The sequence below is a fragment of the Coprococcus hominis (ex Arizal et al. 2022) genome, from assembly GCF_040094675.1.
Lineage (GTDB): Bacteria > Bacillota > Clostridia > Lachnospirales > Lachnospiraceae > Coprococcus_C > Coprococcus_C hominis.
In genome coordinates this window covers 61387-79338 of sequence record NZ_JBBNHG010000041.1, presented here as the reverse complement: position 1 = coordinate 79338, position 17952 = coordinate 61387, and the positions used below count along the sequence as shown (strand labels likewise).

Sequence of the window (17952 nt, the reverse complement as noted above, 5' to 3'; positions counted from 1 at the left end):
CTATGAAACGGTTTTTGATAAAGGCGTTTGTGTTCATTGCGGTTGCAGTGGGCACAGCCTTTCTGGTAAATCAATTCAATAACAGAGGCTTGGATCGTGTATCCAGCGAATTGGACGAGCCGACACTTCCATATGTCTATCTTGAATTCGAGGGTAAGGTTATTAACCGGACCTGTGGATATACGCAGACGATGTCGACGAGCCTGATGCGGGATGGGATTGTGCCACTAAACAGTAATCATGGTGTGACGGTGCTTGTGGACAATGAGGCGAAATATGGCGAGACATTTACCTATGAGCTGCGAAGTATTGCAGGTGATTCCCTTGTGGAACGTGGCGACGCGGTTTCTGGAAGTGTCGAGAACGGACGCAAGAAATATGATGTGAATTTCCGGATGGACATGCAGCAAAACCGGGAGTATGTATTTGTATTTATCATTACGGCGGCAGATGGTACGGAGGTGCGATACTATAACCGTGTGGTAAATCTGGCGGAACAGCATGCCAAGGCAATCGTGGATTTTGCAACAAACTTCCATGACACGACGTTTATTAAGGAAGTCAATGAGTCCGAGGGCAATGTTGTATTTGATAACCTGAAGACGGACAAGGCAGGAACAACGTCAAGTCTGGCACATGTCGATCTGAATGCAACCTATGAGCAGATCACTTGGGGCGGGCTGACACCTGTGGTTGTGACGGGCGTGACGCCGACGATCACGGAAATCGACAAGGAATATGCTGTGATTCACATGTCCTATGTGGTGGAATCCATGAATGACAAGAAGAGTCATTATTATCAGGTCGACGAATACTACAATGTCACCTATAACCGGAGTTCGGAGACGGTGAAGCTGCTTGCTTTCGACCGGTATCAGGAAAGCTTTTTTGACAGTGGTTACATTAGCAAGGACCGGAATAGTATCAGCATGGGCGTGACAAATGAGCCAGCAGAATATGTGACATCTGAGGACTATGGGATTTTAGCGTTTGTGCGTCTTGGACAACTCTGGATGTACAAGTACAATGACAGCTCGCTTACGAATATATTCAGCTATCCGCAGGACAGCTTCTCGGATGCCCGGACACTCAACACGAATCTGGATATCAATATTGCGGATATGGATGCGGATGGAAATATCTACTTTGTTGTGTACGGATATATGAATCGTGGCGAACATGAAGGCAAAAACGGTATGTCGCTGTATTATTATTCGGCGGAAGACATGACGACACAGGAGCTGTTCTTCGTGGAATGTGATGAGAGCTATGACATCATGAAGAAGGAGACCGGACGATTTACCTATTACAACGCGCAGACGAATAAATTCTACTATCTGCTTGATGAAACGTTGTATGAGGTATCCCTTGCTGATATGACGCAGACTGCGATTGTCGAGGGAATTCCTTCTGCCAAATACCTTGTGTCTGCGAACCGGAAGCTGGTTGCTTATCCGAATGCTGCCGAGGATGAAAATGTCACAGCAATCACGATACAGAATTTTGAGACAGGTGAAACGTATGAGAAAACCTGTGCAACTGGTGATCTGCTGCTGGCACTTGGATTTGTGGAAAATGATCTGATCTATGGCTGTGCGCATAGTGCAGACGTAATTATGACTTCCGATGGACAGGCAATCCTGCCATTGTATGAGTTGTTTATCATGAGCGATAATGGTGAACAGAAGAAAGATTACACGAAGGATGGGGTGTATATCATGAATGCATCGGTTGGGGATGATACCATTTATCTGACGCGTGCACGCAAACAGAACCAGTTCTTTGAAGAAATCGATCAGGATTATATTTCCTACAAGAAAGAGGAAAATAATAAGATGATCACGACGGATACGACATATGACAGCTATGCATGGAATATCTTAGATATTGTATTCCCATCGAATTTCTATCTGTCGGATACTGCAAGCTACCGGAAGACAAAATACGGAAGAGCAGAGGCTTACAAGGATATGCAGGTGCAGACGAAGACACGTGACGGTGCGTATTATGTGTTTGACAATGCGGGCTACATCGGCGAGTACGAAACTGCCGGAAGCGCAATCACGCGGGTGGTCGATGACGAGGCAGGACTTGTTGTGGACAGCAACGGAAATACGATCTATCGCTGTCTGGCAGCGGACAGCTATAATACAGTCGCAGATGAGATCAAGGAGACACCGAATCCGGATGCAAATCAGTCGCTGCTTACCTGTGCGTATATGTGTGCACAGTATGCGGGAGGTACACTGGAGCTTACAGATGCGATAAACTGTGGTACTTTTGAGAAGGTATTTGAGGATTACACGAATGGTGTCGGTATCAATATCTCCGGTATCAGTTTGTCGACGGCGCTGTATTTCCTGGATCGGGATATTCCGTTTGCAGCCTGCATCGATGATGGGCGGTATGTGCTTGTCATCAGCTACAATTCGACACATATTCGGTATTACGATCCGGTGCTTGGTGCAGAAGTGAAGGTGACACGGAAAGCATTTGAGAATTCACTGAGTTTACAGAGTAACACGATGTATACGTTTAGTGTACAGTAAAGAAATACACAGAGTCTGGGGGGAAAACTACCAGGCTCTTTTTGAATAACAAGCAGTTGGTACAAGATAGTACATACAGAGGTGAGTAACATGAACAGAATGCGAAAGGTATTAATTGCAGATGATGAGGTAAAAGTGGGACAGCTTGTGAAACGATTGATACAGTGGGATCGGCTGGGACTGACCTGTATTGGACTTGTGACAGATGGGCAGACAGCGTATGAGAAGATCCTGTCCGAATCGCCAGATATCGTGATCACGGATATCCGGATGCCGGTGTTGACAGGACTGGAAATGATCCAGAAGGCATCCGAGCAGGGCGTGAAATGCCATTTTATAGTTGTCAGTGGATATAAATACTTTGACTATGCGCAAAAAGCGTTGAAATATGGCGTGGAAGATTATCTGCTCAAGCCAATCGATGAGGATGAGCTGAACAGGCAGCTGCAGAAGATTGTCGCGGAAGAAGAACAACGTGAGGATAAGCAGCAACAGGTAGATCAGATAGAGAAAAAACTGGAGGATAGTAAATATCTGCGCCACAAAGAATTCCTCAGACAGATACTAAGCCAGAAGCAGGAAAATATTGATGCCGCGAATACGGAGTTTGGACTTCAGCTTGAGAACAAGTGCTTCCGGGGATTAACCTTCAAGCTTGACCGGGATATTGATGTCGCAGAGAATACACAGCAGATGCAGTTTGTTCTCCGCAAGATCATGCAGAAGGCAGAGGATGCGTTTTCGGCATGCACCATCGATCTGATTGCGGCCGTGCAGTCGAATCATTCCGTGCAGGTGCTGTTAAATTATTTCCAGACGGAGCAGGAGAATATCGACAACCGGATTACGGATTTTTTCAATGAGCTGAGCGATTATCTGGAGAACTTCCAGCATTACAGGATTACTGTCGGGGTGAGTAGTGAAGTCGAGAGCTTCGAGCAGATCAGTACTGCGATTGAGATGAGCAAAGAGGCGGCTGCCAGCCGGCTCTTCAAGGGAAACGGCAGACGGATCGAATATTGCCAGGAGCCGCACACTCTATTTTCGCCAAAGGACTTTCAGAATGAATATGAGGAATTCGCAAAAGCGGTTGAGACAATGCAACCGGATGCCTGTCAGTACCAGATTCACAAATGCTTCCGGCTGGCAAGCGATAAGGCACTTTTTGCAAGCGAATTTTATGCAATGGGATTGTGGCTGCTCCGCAGTACTTATGACATTCTGGAAATAGCAGATACATTTGATGTGGATGTGCAGCAGGAGGTGTTGGAGAATCTGTCGACAGTTGCGGATTTGAGAGACTATGTGATCCGTCAGGTGCAGCAATTGATCAAAGAGAGCCGTAGTGAACGGGAAAACCGCGAACGCAAGCCGGTATTGGAGGCAATCGCCTATATGAAAGAGCATTTTACAGAGAAGATCACGCTGGAGGATGTAGCCGCAACCATCGGCTTCAATACGAATTATTTCTCAGAATTGTTTAAGAAAGAAACCGGTGAGAACTTCTCGAACTACCTGCTTGGAATCCGGATGGAGAAAGCAAAGCAGATGCTCCGGGACACGAAGATTCCGGTGTATGAAATCGGCGAAAGTGTCGGGTATAAGGATGCCAAATATTTCAGTCAGCAGTTTATGAAGGTTGTCGGTGTGAAGCCGGCAGAATACCGGAAGCTGTACTATTGACAGACGCAGTGAAACGCGAGGGCACAACATGGGAAAAATAATCTGGATATGTGTGGGTGCGGTGATTGTCTGGGCAGGGACAATCCTTTTGATGCATCGGATACAAACAAAGAAAATAAAAAAACTGGAGGATGACTATCGGGAGAAACAGCGTGTGCAGCAGAAGCTGCGGGAGGAATATTCCGTCAAGGTGCAGAATAAGCAGGCGAAAATTGCCGCCTTGCAAAGTCAGATCAATCCGCATTTTTTGTACAACACGCTGGAATGTATACGAAGTGAGGCGCTTTTATATGAATGTGACAGCATTGCCCGTATGGCGAAGGCACTGGCGGCTTTTTTCCGGTATAGCATCAGCAACAAAGAAAACATTGTGACAATCCGCGATGAGCTTCGGAATATTGAGAATTATTTCCTGATCCAGAGCTACCGGTTTGAAAATAAATTCGCCCTTGAAATCAATGTGGAGGATGACCGGGAAGAAGTCGGGAATTATCTGATTCCCAAGCTTTCGCTGCAGCCGATTGTGGAAAATGCAATCTTCCATGGCTTAGAGACGAAGGCGGAAAACGGAAAGGTGATAATACGGATTTATACGACAGATCAGGAACTGGTTGTTGTCATATCGGATAACGGAACAGGAATTGACTGGGATACCCTTGTTTCCATGAGACAGGCACTGGAACAGACGGAGGAACGCCGGGAGAGCGGCGACGATGGAAGCACGCACGGAGAGACAGCGGGGATGGATGCACATGGAACAGACAGGAACGAGAAGCGTGGAAACGGAATTGCATTGAGCAATGTAAACCAGCGGATCCAGCTCGCATTTGGAAACCGCTATGGTCTCCGCCTCTACAGCACGACCGGAATCGGAACAGATGTAGAAATCTGGCTTCCTAAGAAAGTAGACAGAAACGATCTGTGATTTAGAAAAACAGGAAAGAAAAAGCAGGCATGGATTATGAGACATGAGATTATTCGGATGGAACATGTGAATATCAGCAGACCGGGCAGGCATGAGATTGAAGATTTGAACCTGATTATCTGCCGGGGGTACAGCATGGGAGTTGCAGGCGTGGAAAACAGCAAGGAGATACTGGCGGACTTTTTCGAGGGGAAAGGAACGCTCGCAAGAGGCCGGATTTACTTGGATGGACAACCATGGAAGCCGGAAGGAAAACGGGATTTTGAGGATGCCGGCATTTTTGTGATCTCCAAAGACACGGTGTACATGGATTCGCTCGATGTCAGCGAGAATCTTTTTTTGTTACGAAGAAACAGCCTGCGTAAAATCCGGTTGAATGAAAAGGCATTGCATATACAGGGACGTGCACTGCTTGAAAAATACGATCTGCCTTATGCGGCAGATGAACATAGCAGCCATCTGAAGAACGGAGACCGTATTCTGATCGGGATGGTACGCGCCATCACACAGGGGGCGCGTATTCTTGTTTTGCGGGAGATTGTGTCGTGTTTTCCGGGAGAAGAACGCCGGAAGCTGAGACAGTTTGTGAACCGGTTGAAGCAGGACGGTATTACGGTTATATCAATCGATAACCGGGCAGATTTCACGGACCCTTTCTTTGATGAAGTGATTTTGTTCCGGCATCATACCATCTACAAAAAGATCTGTCAAAGCGAAGATACATGGATGATTGACGAGATATTAAAACGCGGTCTGGAGGCGGCAGATACTACCATACCGGAAGTACGCGATGCCAGCGGGAAACCACAGCGAAAGCCGGTGGATTTTTTCGTGTGGGAGACGTTCCGGGATGGCAGCTGGCAGCCGCAGATTTCGATGCGGGCAGGGGAAATCCTTGCGGCACTCGGTACCCCCGGACAGGTGGATGGTGTCTGGTCGGACATCCTTCGTTCCAATGCCATGCAGTCGCGGTTTGAGTTAGATGGCGAGATCATCGCCTACAAAAACATACAGGAGCTTATGAAGCACCGGATTGCGCTTATGGAGTATGGAAACCATACGGAAATCTGCGAGAATCTGACCAACGAGGAAAACATTCTTCTCCCGACATATCCGCGCATATGTTCAGCATTCGGGTTTTATCAGAAGCAGCAAAAGTATATATTGGAAGACAATTTCCTGGGATTGGACAGGCGGGACATCGAGCTGCTGAACCCTGAGACAGAAGCCTGGAAAATAGGAATCTATCGTTATAAGCTGTTTCATCCGCGTGTGCTGATCCTGAAAAACATGCTGCAAAATCTAAACGTCCGGGAAGTCGCATGGCTGAAACGGGAATTGCGGGAGATCGTGGGAAGAGGAAGCAGCGTCCTTCTGCTCGAAAACGAGAGTAAAGTCTGTGTGGATGTTGCGGACCGGCTGGAGGTGATAGCTTGAAGACTGTGCGGTCATTCTATGATAAATATCATATGGAAATCGGAAATATCGTTTTGATCCTGGTTCTTGCTATCGTATTGTTCCCCAGACTTTCTGCAGACTATGTACTGCATCAGTTTGTGATTATCGTACTGTTGACGATGGGACTCTCGCTCGAGATGCTGAGCGGTGTTTTGGATTTCGCATTTATGGCGGAAATCGCAATGACGACGTGCATGGGCGGACTATGCCTGCGGGCAGGGTTTCCGGTCTGGGTGAGCTTAACGGTTATGATACTGGCACAGATGCTGTTCGGGATGGCAAAGGGACTTCTGATCGGAAAAATCCGTGTAAACCCTATTTTGCTGACCTTCATTTTGCAGCAGATCTATCAGGGGATAGCTGCCGTGTTCGGAGATGCGATACAGGCACCGATCCCGAGGGATTACTATGGTTCCTGCATGTTCTGGATGATTTTTTCCGGTATTGCAGTTGTAATTTATGTGTTCCTGCAGTTAATGCTTACACATACATATTATGGGAAATACGTACGGATGCTGGGAGAAAATGAAACCTCGGTCAAAAACAGCGGAATCCGTTTTGATATCTGCCGCATGATTATCTGTGGAATCAGTGGTATTGTATTTGCACAGGTGGCATTGATCTTTTTGTTCATCACCAATGGCGGCAGTGCCGGTATTGGCAGAAGATACCTGTATCCGGTAATTGCGGCAGCGTGTCTTGGCGGAATAAACTTTCTAAAAGGAAAAGGAAACCTGCGCGGCACTGTTTTGGGCAGTCTGTCCATGGTGCTTCTTCTGAATCTGTCAGCGGGGCTTTCTCTTTACAGCTATTTTTCTTATATCTGGGAAATCGCAATTCTTGTAATTGCGGTGGTTATTTTCGCAAGGGAGAGAAAGAACTGAAAATCCTCTCCCTAAATCCGAAACTTGTCCGATTGTGGGAAGGGCAGATCCTCCATATAATAAAACCATCAGATAGATACATCGAAATGATCCCACCGGAAGCCGGACGTGCTTCTGCCATTTCCCTGTATCTGACGGAAGAAAAAAAGAAAATGAGGAGGAAATGACTATGAAAAAACGAAAGAGATTGTTTGGTATTTTGTTGGCAGTAGTTATGACAGTAGCAATGATGACAGGATGTTCTGCAGGAAAGGGCGGCACATCCGGAAGTGGTGTAAAGGTAGGATTCCTGGCACCGACACTCCAGACGGAGTTTATGATTGGAATCGATGAGAAGCTTCACGAGGAATGTGACAATCGTGGATGGGATTATGTATCTGCGAGCTTCGATAACGATTCGGCAGCAGCCGTATCTGCTATCGAGAACATGGTAACCGGAAATTGTAATTACATCGTAGCGATGGTATCCGATACATCCTGTGACGATGCGCTCAAGGCAGCACAGGAAAAGGGCGTCAAGATTATTGAATGTGGTGTTGAGACAGCAGTACATGATCTCGTGCTCAAAACTGACCAGTATTCTATCGGAACACAGATCGGTGATATGGCAGCAGACTGGCTGAACAGCCAGCTCGGCGGCGAAGGAAACATCGTAGTATATACAACCTATCAGAACCAGGATATGCAGGATCGTGGACAGGGTATCCAGGATGCAATCAAGGAGAAAGCTCCGAATGTGAACATTTTGGAAGTCGTTGATATCGGTAAGGATGTTGTAGGATCTGGAACAACCACGACAGAGACGATGCTTCAGAAATATTCGAACCTGAACGGAATCGTGTGCTATGGTGATGCGGCAGCGGTAGAATCTGTTGAGGCAGTGAAGGCAGCAGGCAAGGACAACGAAAACTTTGGCGTATTCGCCTGTGATGGTACAAATCAGGCTTTGAAGGGTATCAATGACGGAACATGCATGCGCGGTACGATGTACTTCGAGCCGATCGGAAGTGTTATGGCGGAATATATCCAGCAGATGGTTGACGGCAAGACAGTCGATGAGGCAGTCGAAACTCCGATCCACGCTGTAACAAAGGCAAATATCGCAGATTACTATAAAGCAGACAAATAAAGATTGCAAAAAGAATGCCTCTGGTGAATCATCGGAGGCATTCTTAGAAAGGGGATGAACTCTGTGAAAAACATACTGAGTGTAAAAAATATCATAAAAACATATCCCGGCGTTATCGCAATCAATGATGTATCGTTCGATGTAGAAGAAGGCGAGATCCATGCTCTGATCGGTGAAAACGGAGCAGGAAAATCAACCCTGATCAAGGTATTGTCGGGAGCGATCGTTCCGGATTCCGGAACGATTGAGCTGGAAGGCAAAAAATACAACCAGATGACACCGAAGCTTGCAAAAGATCTGGGAATCGAGGTCATCTATCAGGAATTTACGCTGGTGCCTGGCATAAGCGCAGCGGAAAATGTATTTCTCGGAGACAAGACGAAGCCCGGTGCGTTCTGCGACATCAAAGATCGCGAAGCGCGTGCCAAGAAAATATTTGATGACCTTCAGGTAGATATCGATGTATCCAGACCGGTAAAGACGATGTCACCGGCGCATCAGCAGCTCGTCGAAATTGCGAAGGCAGTCAGCCGGAATGTAAAGATCCTGATTATGGATGAGCCGACCGCACCACTGACGGTCAGCGAAGTAGAGACGCTGTTTCGTATTGTGCGGGAATTAAAAGCAAAAGGTGTGACGATCATCTTCATCTCCCACCGGTTGGAAGAGTTGTTCGAGCTTGCGGACCGCGTAACGGTTATGCGGGATGGCTGCTATGTCGGTACAGAAAATATAAAAGACATCGACAGGCAGAAGCTGATCACGATGATGGCAGGCCGTGAACTCAAAGAATCGTATCCGTCTCGTACCAGTCAGATCGGCGAGGAAGCATTGCGGGTAGAGCATCTGACAGGAAATGGAGACCATGATATCTCGTTTACCCTGCACCGGGGAGAAATCCTTGGATTTGCCGGACTGGTCGGCGCCGGCCGTACCGAGCTGATGCGGGTAATCTATGGTGCTGATCCGATTGAAAGCGGAAAGATTTTTGTAAATGGCAAGGAAACGAATATCCGTACATGTCAACAGGCAATCCGGCACGGAATCGGATATATCCCGGAGGACCGGAAGGCGCATGGCGCATTTCTCCGGATGAGCATCAAATGGAATGTCGTTGTAAATAACCTGCGTGGCATCTCCAAAGGACCATTCGTTGATGAGAAGCTGGAAAACCAGATTGCCGAGGATTACGAGGAGAAATTCCAGATCAAGACGCCATCTCTGGAGCAAAGGGTGGAGAATCTCTCGGGCGGTAATCAGCAGAAGGTTGTAATCGCAAAGACACTTGCGGCAAACAGTGAAATCATCATCTTTGATGAACCGACGCGGGGAATCGATGTCGGTGCCAAGCAGGAGATCTACAAACTGATGAATCAGCTAGCCGGTGAAGGGAAGGCAATCATTATGGTAAGCTCGGATATGCCGGAGCTTTTGGGTATGTCTGACCGGATTATCACCATCTACGAGGGCAGGAAGACCGGAGAGCTTGCGAAATCAGAATTCGACCAGAACTATATTCTGGATTTAGCATCAGGAGGCGAGGAACATGGAAAAAACAAGTAATAAATTTATAACTTTTTATAAGAAATTTGGTATATATGTATTTTTGGTGGCAGTCGTTATTATCTTCTCGATTATTGCACCGAACTTTTTATCTGTAGCAAACCTGATCAATATTTTACGTCAGGTATCTATTTTCGGTATCGTTGTAATCGGCGTTACGATGGTTATGATCGGTGGAGGTATGGATTTGTCGGTCGGAGGAATCATGGCGGTCGTCGGCATGGTTATGGGCTATTGTATGGTAAATGTCGGGCTGCCGATTCCGGTTGCCGTGATTATCGGCATTGCACTTGGCGTTGCATTTGGTGCCATCAACGGCGTTGTTGCCATCAAGCTGCATATCGCGCCAATCATTGTAACGCTTGCCATGATGCTTGTGCTGCAGGGCGTGGCATATCTGATCACAGGTGGCTATCCGATCACCGGTATGCCGAAAGCATTTTTGACAGTCGGACAGGGATATGTCGGACCGGTTCCGATTCCGGTTATTCTGTTTGTGATCTTCATCGTATTTGGCTGGATTGTCATGAACAAGACATACCTTGGCAGAAATATTTATGCACTTGGCGGAAACAAAGAAGCAGCCAGACTTGCAGGTATCAATGTCAATAAACTGACGGTACTCGTGTATTCTTTTGCAGGATTTGCAGCGAGCATTGCAGCAATCATCATGGTTGCCAGAACAAACGCATCGCAGCCGGGCGCAGGAAGCTCCTATGCATTTGACTGTATGACGGCAGCCTGCTTAGGTGGTGTCAGCATCGCCGGAGGTGAAGGAAAAATCAGCGGTACGGTTGTCGGTGTTATCATCCTTGGTATCCTCGATAACGGACTTGTGCTGATGGGCGTTAATTCCAACTTCCAGAGTGTTATTAAAGGACTGATCCTGCTTCTCGCAGTTGCAATCGACTGCTACCAGGGCGGACAGAAGAGAAAGAAGGCGTGAGACATGGTGACGAGAAAATTACCGTATTATGAGTTTGCAGATGGAATTTACGAGATTGATGAATTTGACTGTGTGAGTGTGTTTGTGATTGTTGGAAGCACACGGGCGCTGGTGATAGACTGTGGAACCGGAATCGGGGATCTCAGATGGGTTATAGAGAACAAAATCACAGATAAACCGTATGATGTTGTGGCGACCCATAACCATGGCGACCATATTGGCGGAGCCGGATTCTTCGACTCGATCTATATTCACCCGGCGGATATGGACTGGGATAGCGGAAATACACTTCCGACTGTGGATTTCCGTAAGAGCTATGCGAAGATCATTGCAGACCGGGCGGATAAACATTACGACTATAATCTGGATGAGGATGTGCGGCCATGGCCGAAGACACCGGAGAAGCTTCCGCTTACGGATGGGCAGGTGTTTGAACTTGGAGACAGGACGGTGACGGCATATCACTGTCCGGGACATACATTTGGCGAGATGGTATTTCTGGATGACAAGACGAAGACACTGTTGCTTGGAGATGCCTGCAACTGCAACTATTATCTGGCGGTTCCGGAGCCGGGACGGGAAAAAGAACGGATCCGGGAAGCGAAGGCAGGACTTGAACGTCTGCGTTCCATGAAGGACAAATATGATTTGATGTATAATTCCCATCATGATTTCAGAGGATTCGGCAATTCCCTCTATCCGGATATTTTAGAAGATGCGATCCATGCATTTGATAGTATATTAGATGGGACAGCAACCTACATATCCGTGACAGATCCTCTGGATCCGGAACATAAGGCTAAGACGTATGTGTCGTATGGCAGATTCCGTGTCGCCTATCAGGGGGACGGAATAGAAAATGTAAAGTAATCACAATTTAAAACCCTTTCCTTTTTAAATATAAAATACCCCACCGGTGCGATCTATGACCGGTGGGGTGTTTCCGTCTTACACGTTCTTATTTATATGCTCTTACACCTCTACATCCCAGAAACCATCCAGCGTAGCGAAGTAATCTTCCGGTGTCTCGGCACGGCGGATCTGCTTTATGCTGCCGTCCTCACACAGCAGAAGCTCTGCGGATTTGAGTTTGCCGTTGTAGTTATAACCCATTGCGAAGCCGTGAGCACCTGTGTCATGGATTACAAGATAATCGCCCATGTCGATCTTCGGAAGCTTGCGGTCGATCGCGAACTTATCGTTGTTCTCACACAGGGAACCGGTCACATCATAGGTGTGGTCGCAAGGTGCATTTTCCTTGCCAAGGACCGTGATGTGATGGTAAGCACCATACATAGCCGGACGCATCAGGTTTACCGCACAGGCATCCACGCCGATGTACTCCTTGTAGATATGCTTCTCGTGGATTGCCTTTGTAACAAGGTGTCCATAAGGGGCAAGCATGAAACGGCCAAGCTCTGTGAACAGGCTGATATCGCCAAGTCCGGCAGGGACAAGCACCTCATCGAATACCTTGTGTACACCTTCGCCAATCTTCAGGATATCATTGCCTTCCTTATCCGGTGTATAAGGGATACCAACACCGCCGGACAGGTTGATGTAGGAAAGCTTGATGCCGGTCTTTTCCTTCAGCTCAACAGCTACCTCGAACAGGATCTTTGCAAGGGTCGGGTAGTAGTCATTTGTGACCGTGTTACTTGCAAGGAAGGAATGCAGGCCGAACTTCTTTGCACCTGCGTCACGCAGCTCTGTATAAGCTTTGAACAACTGCTCTTTTGTCATGCCGTATTTGGCATCGCCGGGATTGTCCATGATGGTTGTGGAGATCGAGAAGGTTCCGCCCGGATTGTAACGGCAGAATACTGTCTCCGGAACACCGCATGTATCCTTTAGGAACTGTACATGTGTGTAATCGTCTAAGTTGATGTTTGCACCGAGCTTCTTTGCGAGAACGAATTCCTCAGCTGGTGTGTCGTTCGATGAGAACATGATGTCGGAACCTGTGATGCCCATTTTCTCTGACATCAGAAGCTCTGTATAAGAAGAACAGTCGGTACCGCAGCCCTCTTCCTTCAGGATCTTCAGGATGGTTGGGTTCGGAGTTGCCTTGACTGCGAAATATTCTTTATAACCTTTGTTCCATGCAAATGCCTGCTTTAATTTTCTTGCATTTTCACGGATGCCCTTCTCGTCGTAGATATGGAACGGAGTCGGGTATGTCTTTACGATCTCTTCGATCTGTGCTTTCGTTACAAATGGTGTCTTCATGATATTCCTCCTATATGTAGTAGGTGTTTCTGTTTATCAGCCTTTTTATTCACGCTCTCTATAATCTAGAAGTAAAACTGCGTTTTGTCAAGTAAAATGGCGTAAAAAACTTGATATCTAATTGAAAATAAATATCGAAGATGGTATCATAAATTATTATGTGCGGTTTTGGTGCAGATGATTGCGGATACGACGCAGGAACATACCGGAAACGACTGCGGACAGGATGCAGTTCGTTGGCGGGATAAAATAAAAAGAAAACAGGAGTGTTGGATACATGGCAGATAACGGCGAATCAGGAATGAACTACGACAATATATTTATAAGGATGCTGAGCAGAGTGGGTGATGCGATGCTTTTATCCATTCTTTTTGTGCTTTCGTGCGTCCCGATTATTACGATCGGCACAGCATTTACTTCGCTTTACTATACAGCGATGAAAGGAATCTCCGGTGATGATGGTTATATCTGGAAGTTCTATACACGGAGCTTCAAGCAGAACTTCAAGCAGGCAACCGGTATGTGGATGCTCTTTTTAGTCGCATTTTTCATCCTGTCGGTAGATATCTGGTTCTGGATGACACAGTGGAAGGCAACTGGAAATGCACTCGCGAAGCCGTTTTTGTTCGTGAGTGTCGTGCTTCTTACCCTGACAGTTATGACGTTTATCTATACATTTGCTTTGCAGGCGAAGTTCGATAATTCGTGGAAGGTGCAGCTTCGGAATGCATTTTTGCTAAGTATCAAGAATTTCCCGATGACACTTCTGATGCTGCTTACGTATCTGGTGATTGCATGGTGCTTCTATTATGACATTGTTATTTCTATTATTGTATATGTGCTGATCGGATTCGGTGCGGTTGGATATCTGTGGGCGTACATTATGCTCAGATGCTTCAAGCCATACCTGCCGGAAGAAGATCTGCATGCACATGATGAGAGCGTATTGCTGCATGAGGTTGATAAGGATTTGGACGAGGAATCCGGGGACACGGACAACGATGCGGAACAAACGGTGGATGATGCACCTGCAAATGATACAGAAACTGACGCCGACGATGAAAGTGCAGAGGAATAAAACACCGGGAAGCCGGAAGGATAGAAACGATGAAGGCAAATGCGAAAAAAGAAACTATATATGTGAATATCATCATGCTTGTGGTATTTTTCTTCGCATTTCTGGGAACGGAATACCTGTTTGATAATTGTATGATGTACGTGACAGATGCATCAGGCGTAGTGCGTGCGCAGAATCAGATGCTTGGCGTAAGCGCAATCGGGTTTCTGCTATACAACTGGATTTCCGGTTTCTTCGCGGATAAGAGTCCGTGGGTGACCGGGGGAACCGGACTGTTTGCGTTCGGCATTGGAGCCGGGTGTATGGGCTGTATTATCCTGCATGCGGGATATGTGCAGATGATGATCGCGGGCGGAGTACTGTTTTTCCTGCTGGGCGTGGTTGGGGCTGGTGTACATTACCGGATGGCATACTCGGTTTATGATCGTGCAATGCTTGCGAGATGTGTTGGGTTTGCGTATGCAGGGGGAATCTTCCTCCAGTTTCTGAATAATAATATGATTCATGAAAATCACACCCAGGCGGTTGCACTGTGTGCAGGGACCGGGTATCTGTTGTTTGTGCTTTGCACTCCGGACAGGAAGGGAAGTCTTCCGTGTCAGGAGCAGGAGGGTGGATATCCCATCGCCGGACAATCGCAGGAGGCTTGCCGGACAGAAGGACATACAATATTCTGTTTACGTTGGGATTATGCTGATCGGAATTGTCTTTCTCCAGACGATTGTATTTACAACGCTTGACAATGCGGTTACTGCGGTGCATGCATCGGGCGGCGTGGATATCGGACAATGGCCGCGCCTGCTGCTTGCGTTAAGTGGAATTGCGGCTGGCTTTCTGTATGATATACGCGGTCGGAGATGGATGCATATGATTATGTATTGCGTGACGCTTTTGTCTACAATCTGCGTGATCGTGATTGGGTTTGGCGGACCGTTCCTGCTGGGGCTGCTTGTATTTTATCTGTCTGCAGGCTTTTTCTCGGTATATTTTACAGTTGGATTTATGGATATCTCCTATCATAGTGCGAAACCGAAGCTCTGGGCCGGATTGGGCCGGGCTGTGAATAATGTTTGCGCGCTGATGATCATGACATTGGCAGGTGGATTCGCTTCTGTGCGGTATGAAGTGATGATTGTTGCGGTCATTCTCTTTTTTCTGATCAGCGTGTTGGCGTTTTCGTACCAGAACATTCTGATAGGGATGGAGCTTAGAAGCATGGAAGCTGCAGCATCCGCATTGATGCCACAGACAGGCGGGACAGCGGAAGCGGAGAATAAGCAGACAGGCGGGGCAGCAAAACCGGAGGATAAGCAGACCGATCTGTCCACGACGGATAAATTCACAGCCTTCGGCGAACAATACAGCTTGACGGAACGGGAGCGGGAAGTGCTCCGGGCATTGCTTTCCTCGGGTGAAAATGTACAGGATATTGCACATACACTTGGTATCTCCCGGGCAGCAATCTATCGTCACATCTCGAATATGAATGAGAAGACCGCGACGAAGGCACGTATGGGGCTGATTCAGTTCTATTATGGGTGGAACCCTGAAAAATAGCGTATTTTTGTGCATTTGAGACATATGTCAACTACCATAGCAGGCGAAAATCTGCTATGGTTATTTTAGTTTATGGGCATTTTCGCTGAAATGAAAACAAAAAGAAAGAGGAGGAACAAAGCTATGAACAGGAAGAAAAGACTATTACCGCTTCTGATGGCATTGCTTTTGATCGTGAGCTATCTGCCGGTGATGCGAAGCTATGCGGCAGAGTGCATTGTAAGAGGAGATAATCATACGCCATGGAACAGCGTACAGGATGGTGTGTTCACGTATGATGGCGGAACGATGACGATTACGACATCAAACGGAAGCTTGACGGGGGCAGCGGATAATGTAACGGTACCAGAGAATACTACAGTAACAGTTACTCTTTTCCCGAGAGATGGATATACTGTACAGTTAGTGGAGAATGGCAATCAAGTAACGTTGAACAATAACGTGTATACGGTAGAAACTTCCGCGAATCAGCCGGAATTGAAGTTCGAAGCTTGTTTCACAAATCCGGGTGGTGGTAACAATCCGGGTAATCCGAATCCACCGGCTGGTAACCAGCCAATCTGCCTGATCTTAGAAGGCGATGCATTCAAAGGGGCAGATGATACAGATTACTATCATTATATGAAATCGCAGGATAAAAATTTCGAAATATATGTGGACCTTGATGATACCGGAAACTCTCGGTCGCAAACCATGGATAACCTGATGAAAGAACAGAAAGTATCTTTGGCACCGGAATCTCAGTCAACATATCGTTTCGCGGATTCTGTTTCGAATGCGCGAGTTACTGTTATGTGTTCATCAGGAACATATACGATAACTACACCGGGAACCACATCAAATGGCTCTTCCGGGGAACGGTCATTTGCAGTAAAAAAAGGAGAAAGTGAATCGCACATCCAGATTGATAAGAATTCTGAGACATTGACAGTAACCTGGGCGTATGACAGCGATTCCTTCGGTGCGGACGCATATCTGGAACATGGAAAGGCACAGATAACCGCGATTGAGGGTGTGAGTGATTTTTCAACTCTGTTCGGAGGCAATCCGGGAGATGCTAAGGGCGGAAATATTGCGGTTCCGGCGGGAAAGAAGGTAACAATTAAACTTGTTCCGGATTATGGCTATCAGGTCGCAGGATTGCAGTTGAACGGTGGCGTGACCTTGCAGCCGGATGATGCGCAGACATCGACGTTTACATTTGTTATGGGTAATAGTCCGGTTCATATGAAGGGGCTTTTCACGAAGGTATCGGATACAGTGAATTCAAACAGCAAACAGATTGAGGCTGCAAGCATTATCAATGGTGCTAATGCAGCCGCAAGCGGCAATCTGAGACTGACGGTATCGGATGCAGAGAGCTATGACACGACGGCTGCACAGGCGCTGGTATCCGGTGCGCAGTCTGCACAGGCAGTCGATCTGAAGCTGGATCAGATTGTCAGTAAGGGAAATGGTTCGAACTGGGAAAACAATATTACAGAGTTTGAGAAACCGGTCACATTGAATCTCGCACTGGATAATTACGATGCAAACTATGATTATACGGTTGTGCGTAACCATAATGGCAAGCTGACCGAGCTTTCGACAACGGTCGAGCAGGGAACGATTTCCTTCGAGACAAATCAGTTCTCAACCTATATTATTGTGAAGAAGTCGAAGGCTGCAGGCGTGGACAAGCCATCGACGACACCATCAACAACGACACCATCGACGACACCGGCAGCGCCGGATACAGATGTTACGAAGCCGGCAGCCAAGGATACGAAACCGGCAAAGACAAATGACACAGCTTCGCCAAAGACCGGAGATGCGATGCCGGTTGCAGGGATGATGCTTGTTCTGGCAGGAAGCCTGACCGGGTATGTCGTAATTCGAAGAAAAAGAAGATAAATCCTCCATTCTGAATGGAAAATGTGTGTGCCGCGTGCAGAGAAGAAAAATCTGTACG

At 47.1% G+C, this 17952-nt stretch carries 14 protein-coding genes; 13 read left to right on the top strand and 1 reads right to left on the bottom strand.

Annotated features, from left to right (window positions below):
* Window positions 1-2: 2 nt before the first annotated feature.
* The 9 genes from AAAT93_RS13230 to AAAT93_RS13190 all read left to right on the top strand — a co-directional run bounded on the left by AAAT93_RS13230 (window position 3) and on the right by AAAT93_RS13190 (window position 12007).
* Window positions 3-2549 carry a hypothetical protein gene (locus tag AAAT93_RS13230; protein WP_227573192.1) on the top strand — a complete coding sequence of 849 codons (2547 nt, stop codon included), beginning with the start codon at window positions 3-5 and terminating at the stop codon, window positions 2547-2549.
* Between the two features lie 90 nt (window positions 2550-2639).
* Window positions 2640-4232, top strand: a complete 1593-nt coding sequence (locus AAAT93_RS13225) for a response regulator transcription factor (RefSeq protein ID WP_021984741.1) — start codon at window positions 2640-2642, stop codon at window positions 4230-4232.
* 28 nt (window positions 4233-4260) lie between these two features.
* On the top strand, window positions 4261-5157 hold the full coding sequence (locus AAAT93_RS13220) for a sensor histidine kinase (protein WP_227573191.1): 897 nt from the start codon (window positions 4261-4263) through the stop codon (window positions 5155-5157).
* Window positions 5158-5193: 36 nt separating this feature from the next.
* A complete protein-coding gene (locus AAAT93_RS13215; protein ID WP_227573190.1) occupies window positions 5194-6594 on the top strand; it encodes a hypothetical protein in 1401 nt (466 codons plus the stop codon).
* Between the two features lie 5 nt (window positions 6595-6599).
* A complete protein-coding gene (locus tag AAAT93_RS13210; protein WP_227573262.1) occupies window positions 6600-7499 on the top strand; it encodes an ABC transporter permease in 900 nt (299 codons plus the stop codon).
* A 169-nt stretch (window positions 7500-7668) separates the two neighbouring features.
* The gene (locus AAAT93_RS13205) at window positions 7669-8628 is read left to right on the top strand and encodes a sugar ABC transporter substrate-binding protein (protein WP_227573189.1); all 960 of its coding nucleotides are present in this window, start codon (window positions 7669-7671) and stop codon (window positions 8626-8628) included.
* Between the two features lie 54 nt (window positions 8629-8682).
* The gene (locus AAAT93_RS13200) at window positions 8683-10191 is read left to right on the top strand and encodes a sugar ABC transporter ATP-binding protein (RefSeq protein ID WP_195541585.1); all 1509 of its coding nucleotides are present in this window, start codon (window positions 8683-8685) and stop codon (window positions 10189-10191) included.
* On the top strand, window positions 10175-11137 hold the full coding sequence (locus AAAT93_RS13195) for an ABC transporter permease (RefSeq protein WP_118545639.1): 963 nt from the start codon (window positions 10175-10177) through the stop codon (window positions 11135-11137). Before AAAT93_RS13200 ends, AAAT93_RS13195 begins: the two co-directional genes overlap by 17 nt.
* Before the next feature lie 3 nt (window positions 11138-11140).
* Window positions 11141-12007: an MBL fold metallo-hydrolase gene (locus AAAT93_RS13190; protein ID WP_196021391.1), complete on the top strand. Its 867-nt coding sequence runs from the start codon at window positions 11141-11143 to the stop codon at window positions 12005-12007.
* Between the two features lie 102 nt (window positions 12008-12109).
* Here the strand turns inward: AAAT93_RS13190 and AAAT93_RS13185 are convergent, their stop codons facing one another.
* The gene (locus AAAT93_RS13185) at window positions 12110-13369 is read right to left on the bottom strand and encodes a diaminopimelate decarboxylase (protein ID WP_195541616.1); all 1260 of its coding nucleotides are present in this window, start codon (window positions 13367-13369) and stop codon (window positions 12110-12112) included.
* Window positions 13370-13643: 274 nt separating this feature from the next.
* Here AAAT93_RS13185 and AAAT93_RS13180 point away from each other — a divergent pair, with 274 nt between their 5' ends.
* The 4 genes from AAAT93_RS13180 to AAAT93_RS13165 all read left to right on the top strand — a co-directional run bounded on the left by AAAT93_RS13180 (window position 13644) and on the right by AAAT93_RS13165 (window position 17894).
* A complete protein-coding gene (locus AAAT93_RS13180) occupies window positions 13644-14444 on the top strand; it encodes a YesL family protein (RefSeq protein ID WP_227573188.1) in 801 nt (266 codons plus the stop codon).
* Between the two features lie 29 nt (window positions 14445-14473).
* Window positions 14474-15184, top strand: a complete 711-nt coding sequence (locus AAAT93_RS13175) for a hypothetical protein (RefSeq protein ID WP_227573187.1) — start codon at window positions 14474-14476, stop codon at window positions 15182-15184.
* Window positions 15135-16001: a response regulator transcription factor gene (locus AAAT93_RS13170; RefSeq protein WP_227573186.1), complete on the top strand. Its 867-nt coding sequence runs from the start codon at window positions 15135-15137 to the stop codon at window positions 15999-16001. The genes AAAT93_RS13175 and AAAT93_RS13170 overlap by 50 nt, the downstream gene beginning before the upstream one ends.
* Window positions 16002-16124: 123 nt before the next feature.
* The gene (locus AAAT93_RS13165) at window positions 16125-17894 is read left to right on the top strand and encodes an InlB B-repeat-containing protein (RefSeq protein ID WP_227573185.1); all 1770 of its coding nucleotides are present in this window, start codon (window positions 16125-16127) and stop codon (window positions 17892-17894) included.
* Window positions 17895-17952: the final 58 nt, after the last annotated feature.

Excerpts from the sequence above, each read along its gene's own strand:
- AAAT93_RS13230 (WP_227573192.1), top strand. The coding sequence starts at position 3 with ATGAAACGGTTTTTGATAAAGGCGTTTGTGTTCATTGCGGTTGCAGTG.
- AAAT93_RS13190 (WP_196021391.1), top strand. The coding sequence starts at position 11,141 with ATGGTGACGAGAAAATTACCGTATTATGAGTTTGCAGATGGAATTTAC.
- AAAT93_RS13220 (WP_227573191.1), top strand. The coding sequence starts at position 4,261 with ATGGGAAAAATAATCTGGATATGTGTGGGTGCGGTGATTGTCTGGGCA.
- AAAT93_RS13170 (WP_227573186.1), top strand. The coding sequence starts at position 15,135 with ATGCTGATCGGAATTGTCTTTCTCCAGACGATTGTATTTACAACGCTT.
- AAAT93_RS13225 (WP_021984741.1), top strand. The coding sequence starts at position 2,640 with ATGAACAGAATGCGAAAGGTATTAATTGCAGATGATGAGGTAAAAGTG.
- AAAT93_RS13195 (WP_118545639.1), top strand. The coding sequence starts at position 10,175 with ATGGAAAAAACAAGTAATAAATTTATAACTTTTTATAAGAAATTTGGT.
- AAAT93_RS13215 (WP_227573190.1), top strand. The coding sequence starts at position 5,194 with ATGAGACATGAGATTATTCGGATGGAACATGTGAATATCAGCAGACCG.
- AAAT93_RS13205 (WP_227573189.1), top strand. The coding sequence starts at position 7,669 with ATGAAAAAACGAAAGAGATTGTTTGGTATTTTGTTGGCAGTAGTTATG.
- AAAT93_RS13165 (WP_227573185.1), top strand. The coding sequence starts at position 16,125 with ATGAACAGGAAGAAAAGACTATTACCGCTTCTGATGGCATTGCTTTTG.
- AAAT93_RS13200 (WP_195541585.1), top strand. The coding sequence starts at position 8,683 with ATGAACTCTGTGAAAAACATACTGAGTGTAAAAAATATCATAAAAACA.
- AAAT93_RS13175 (WP_227573187.1), top strand. The coding sequence starts at position 14,474 with ATGAAGGCAAATGCGAAAAAAGAAACTATATATGTGAATATCATCATG.
- AAAT93_RS13180 (WP_227573188.1), top strand. The coding sequence starts at position 13,644 with ATGGCAGATAACGGCGAATCAGGAATGAACTACGACAATATATTTATA.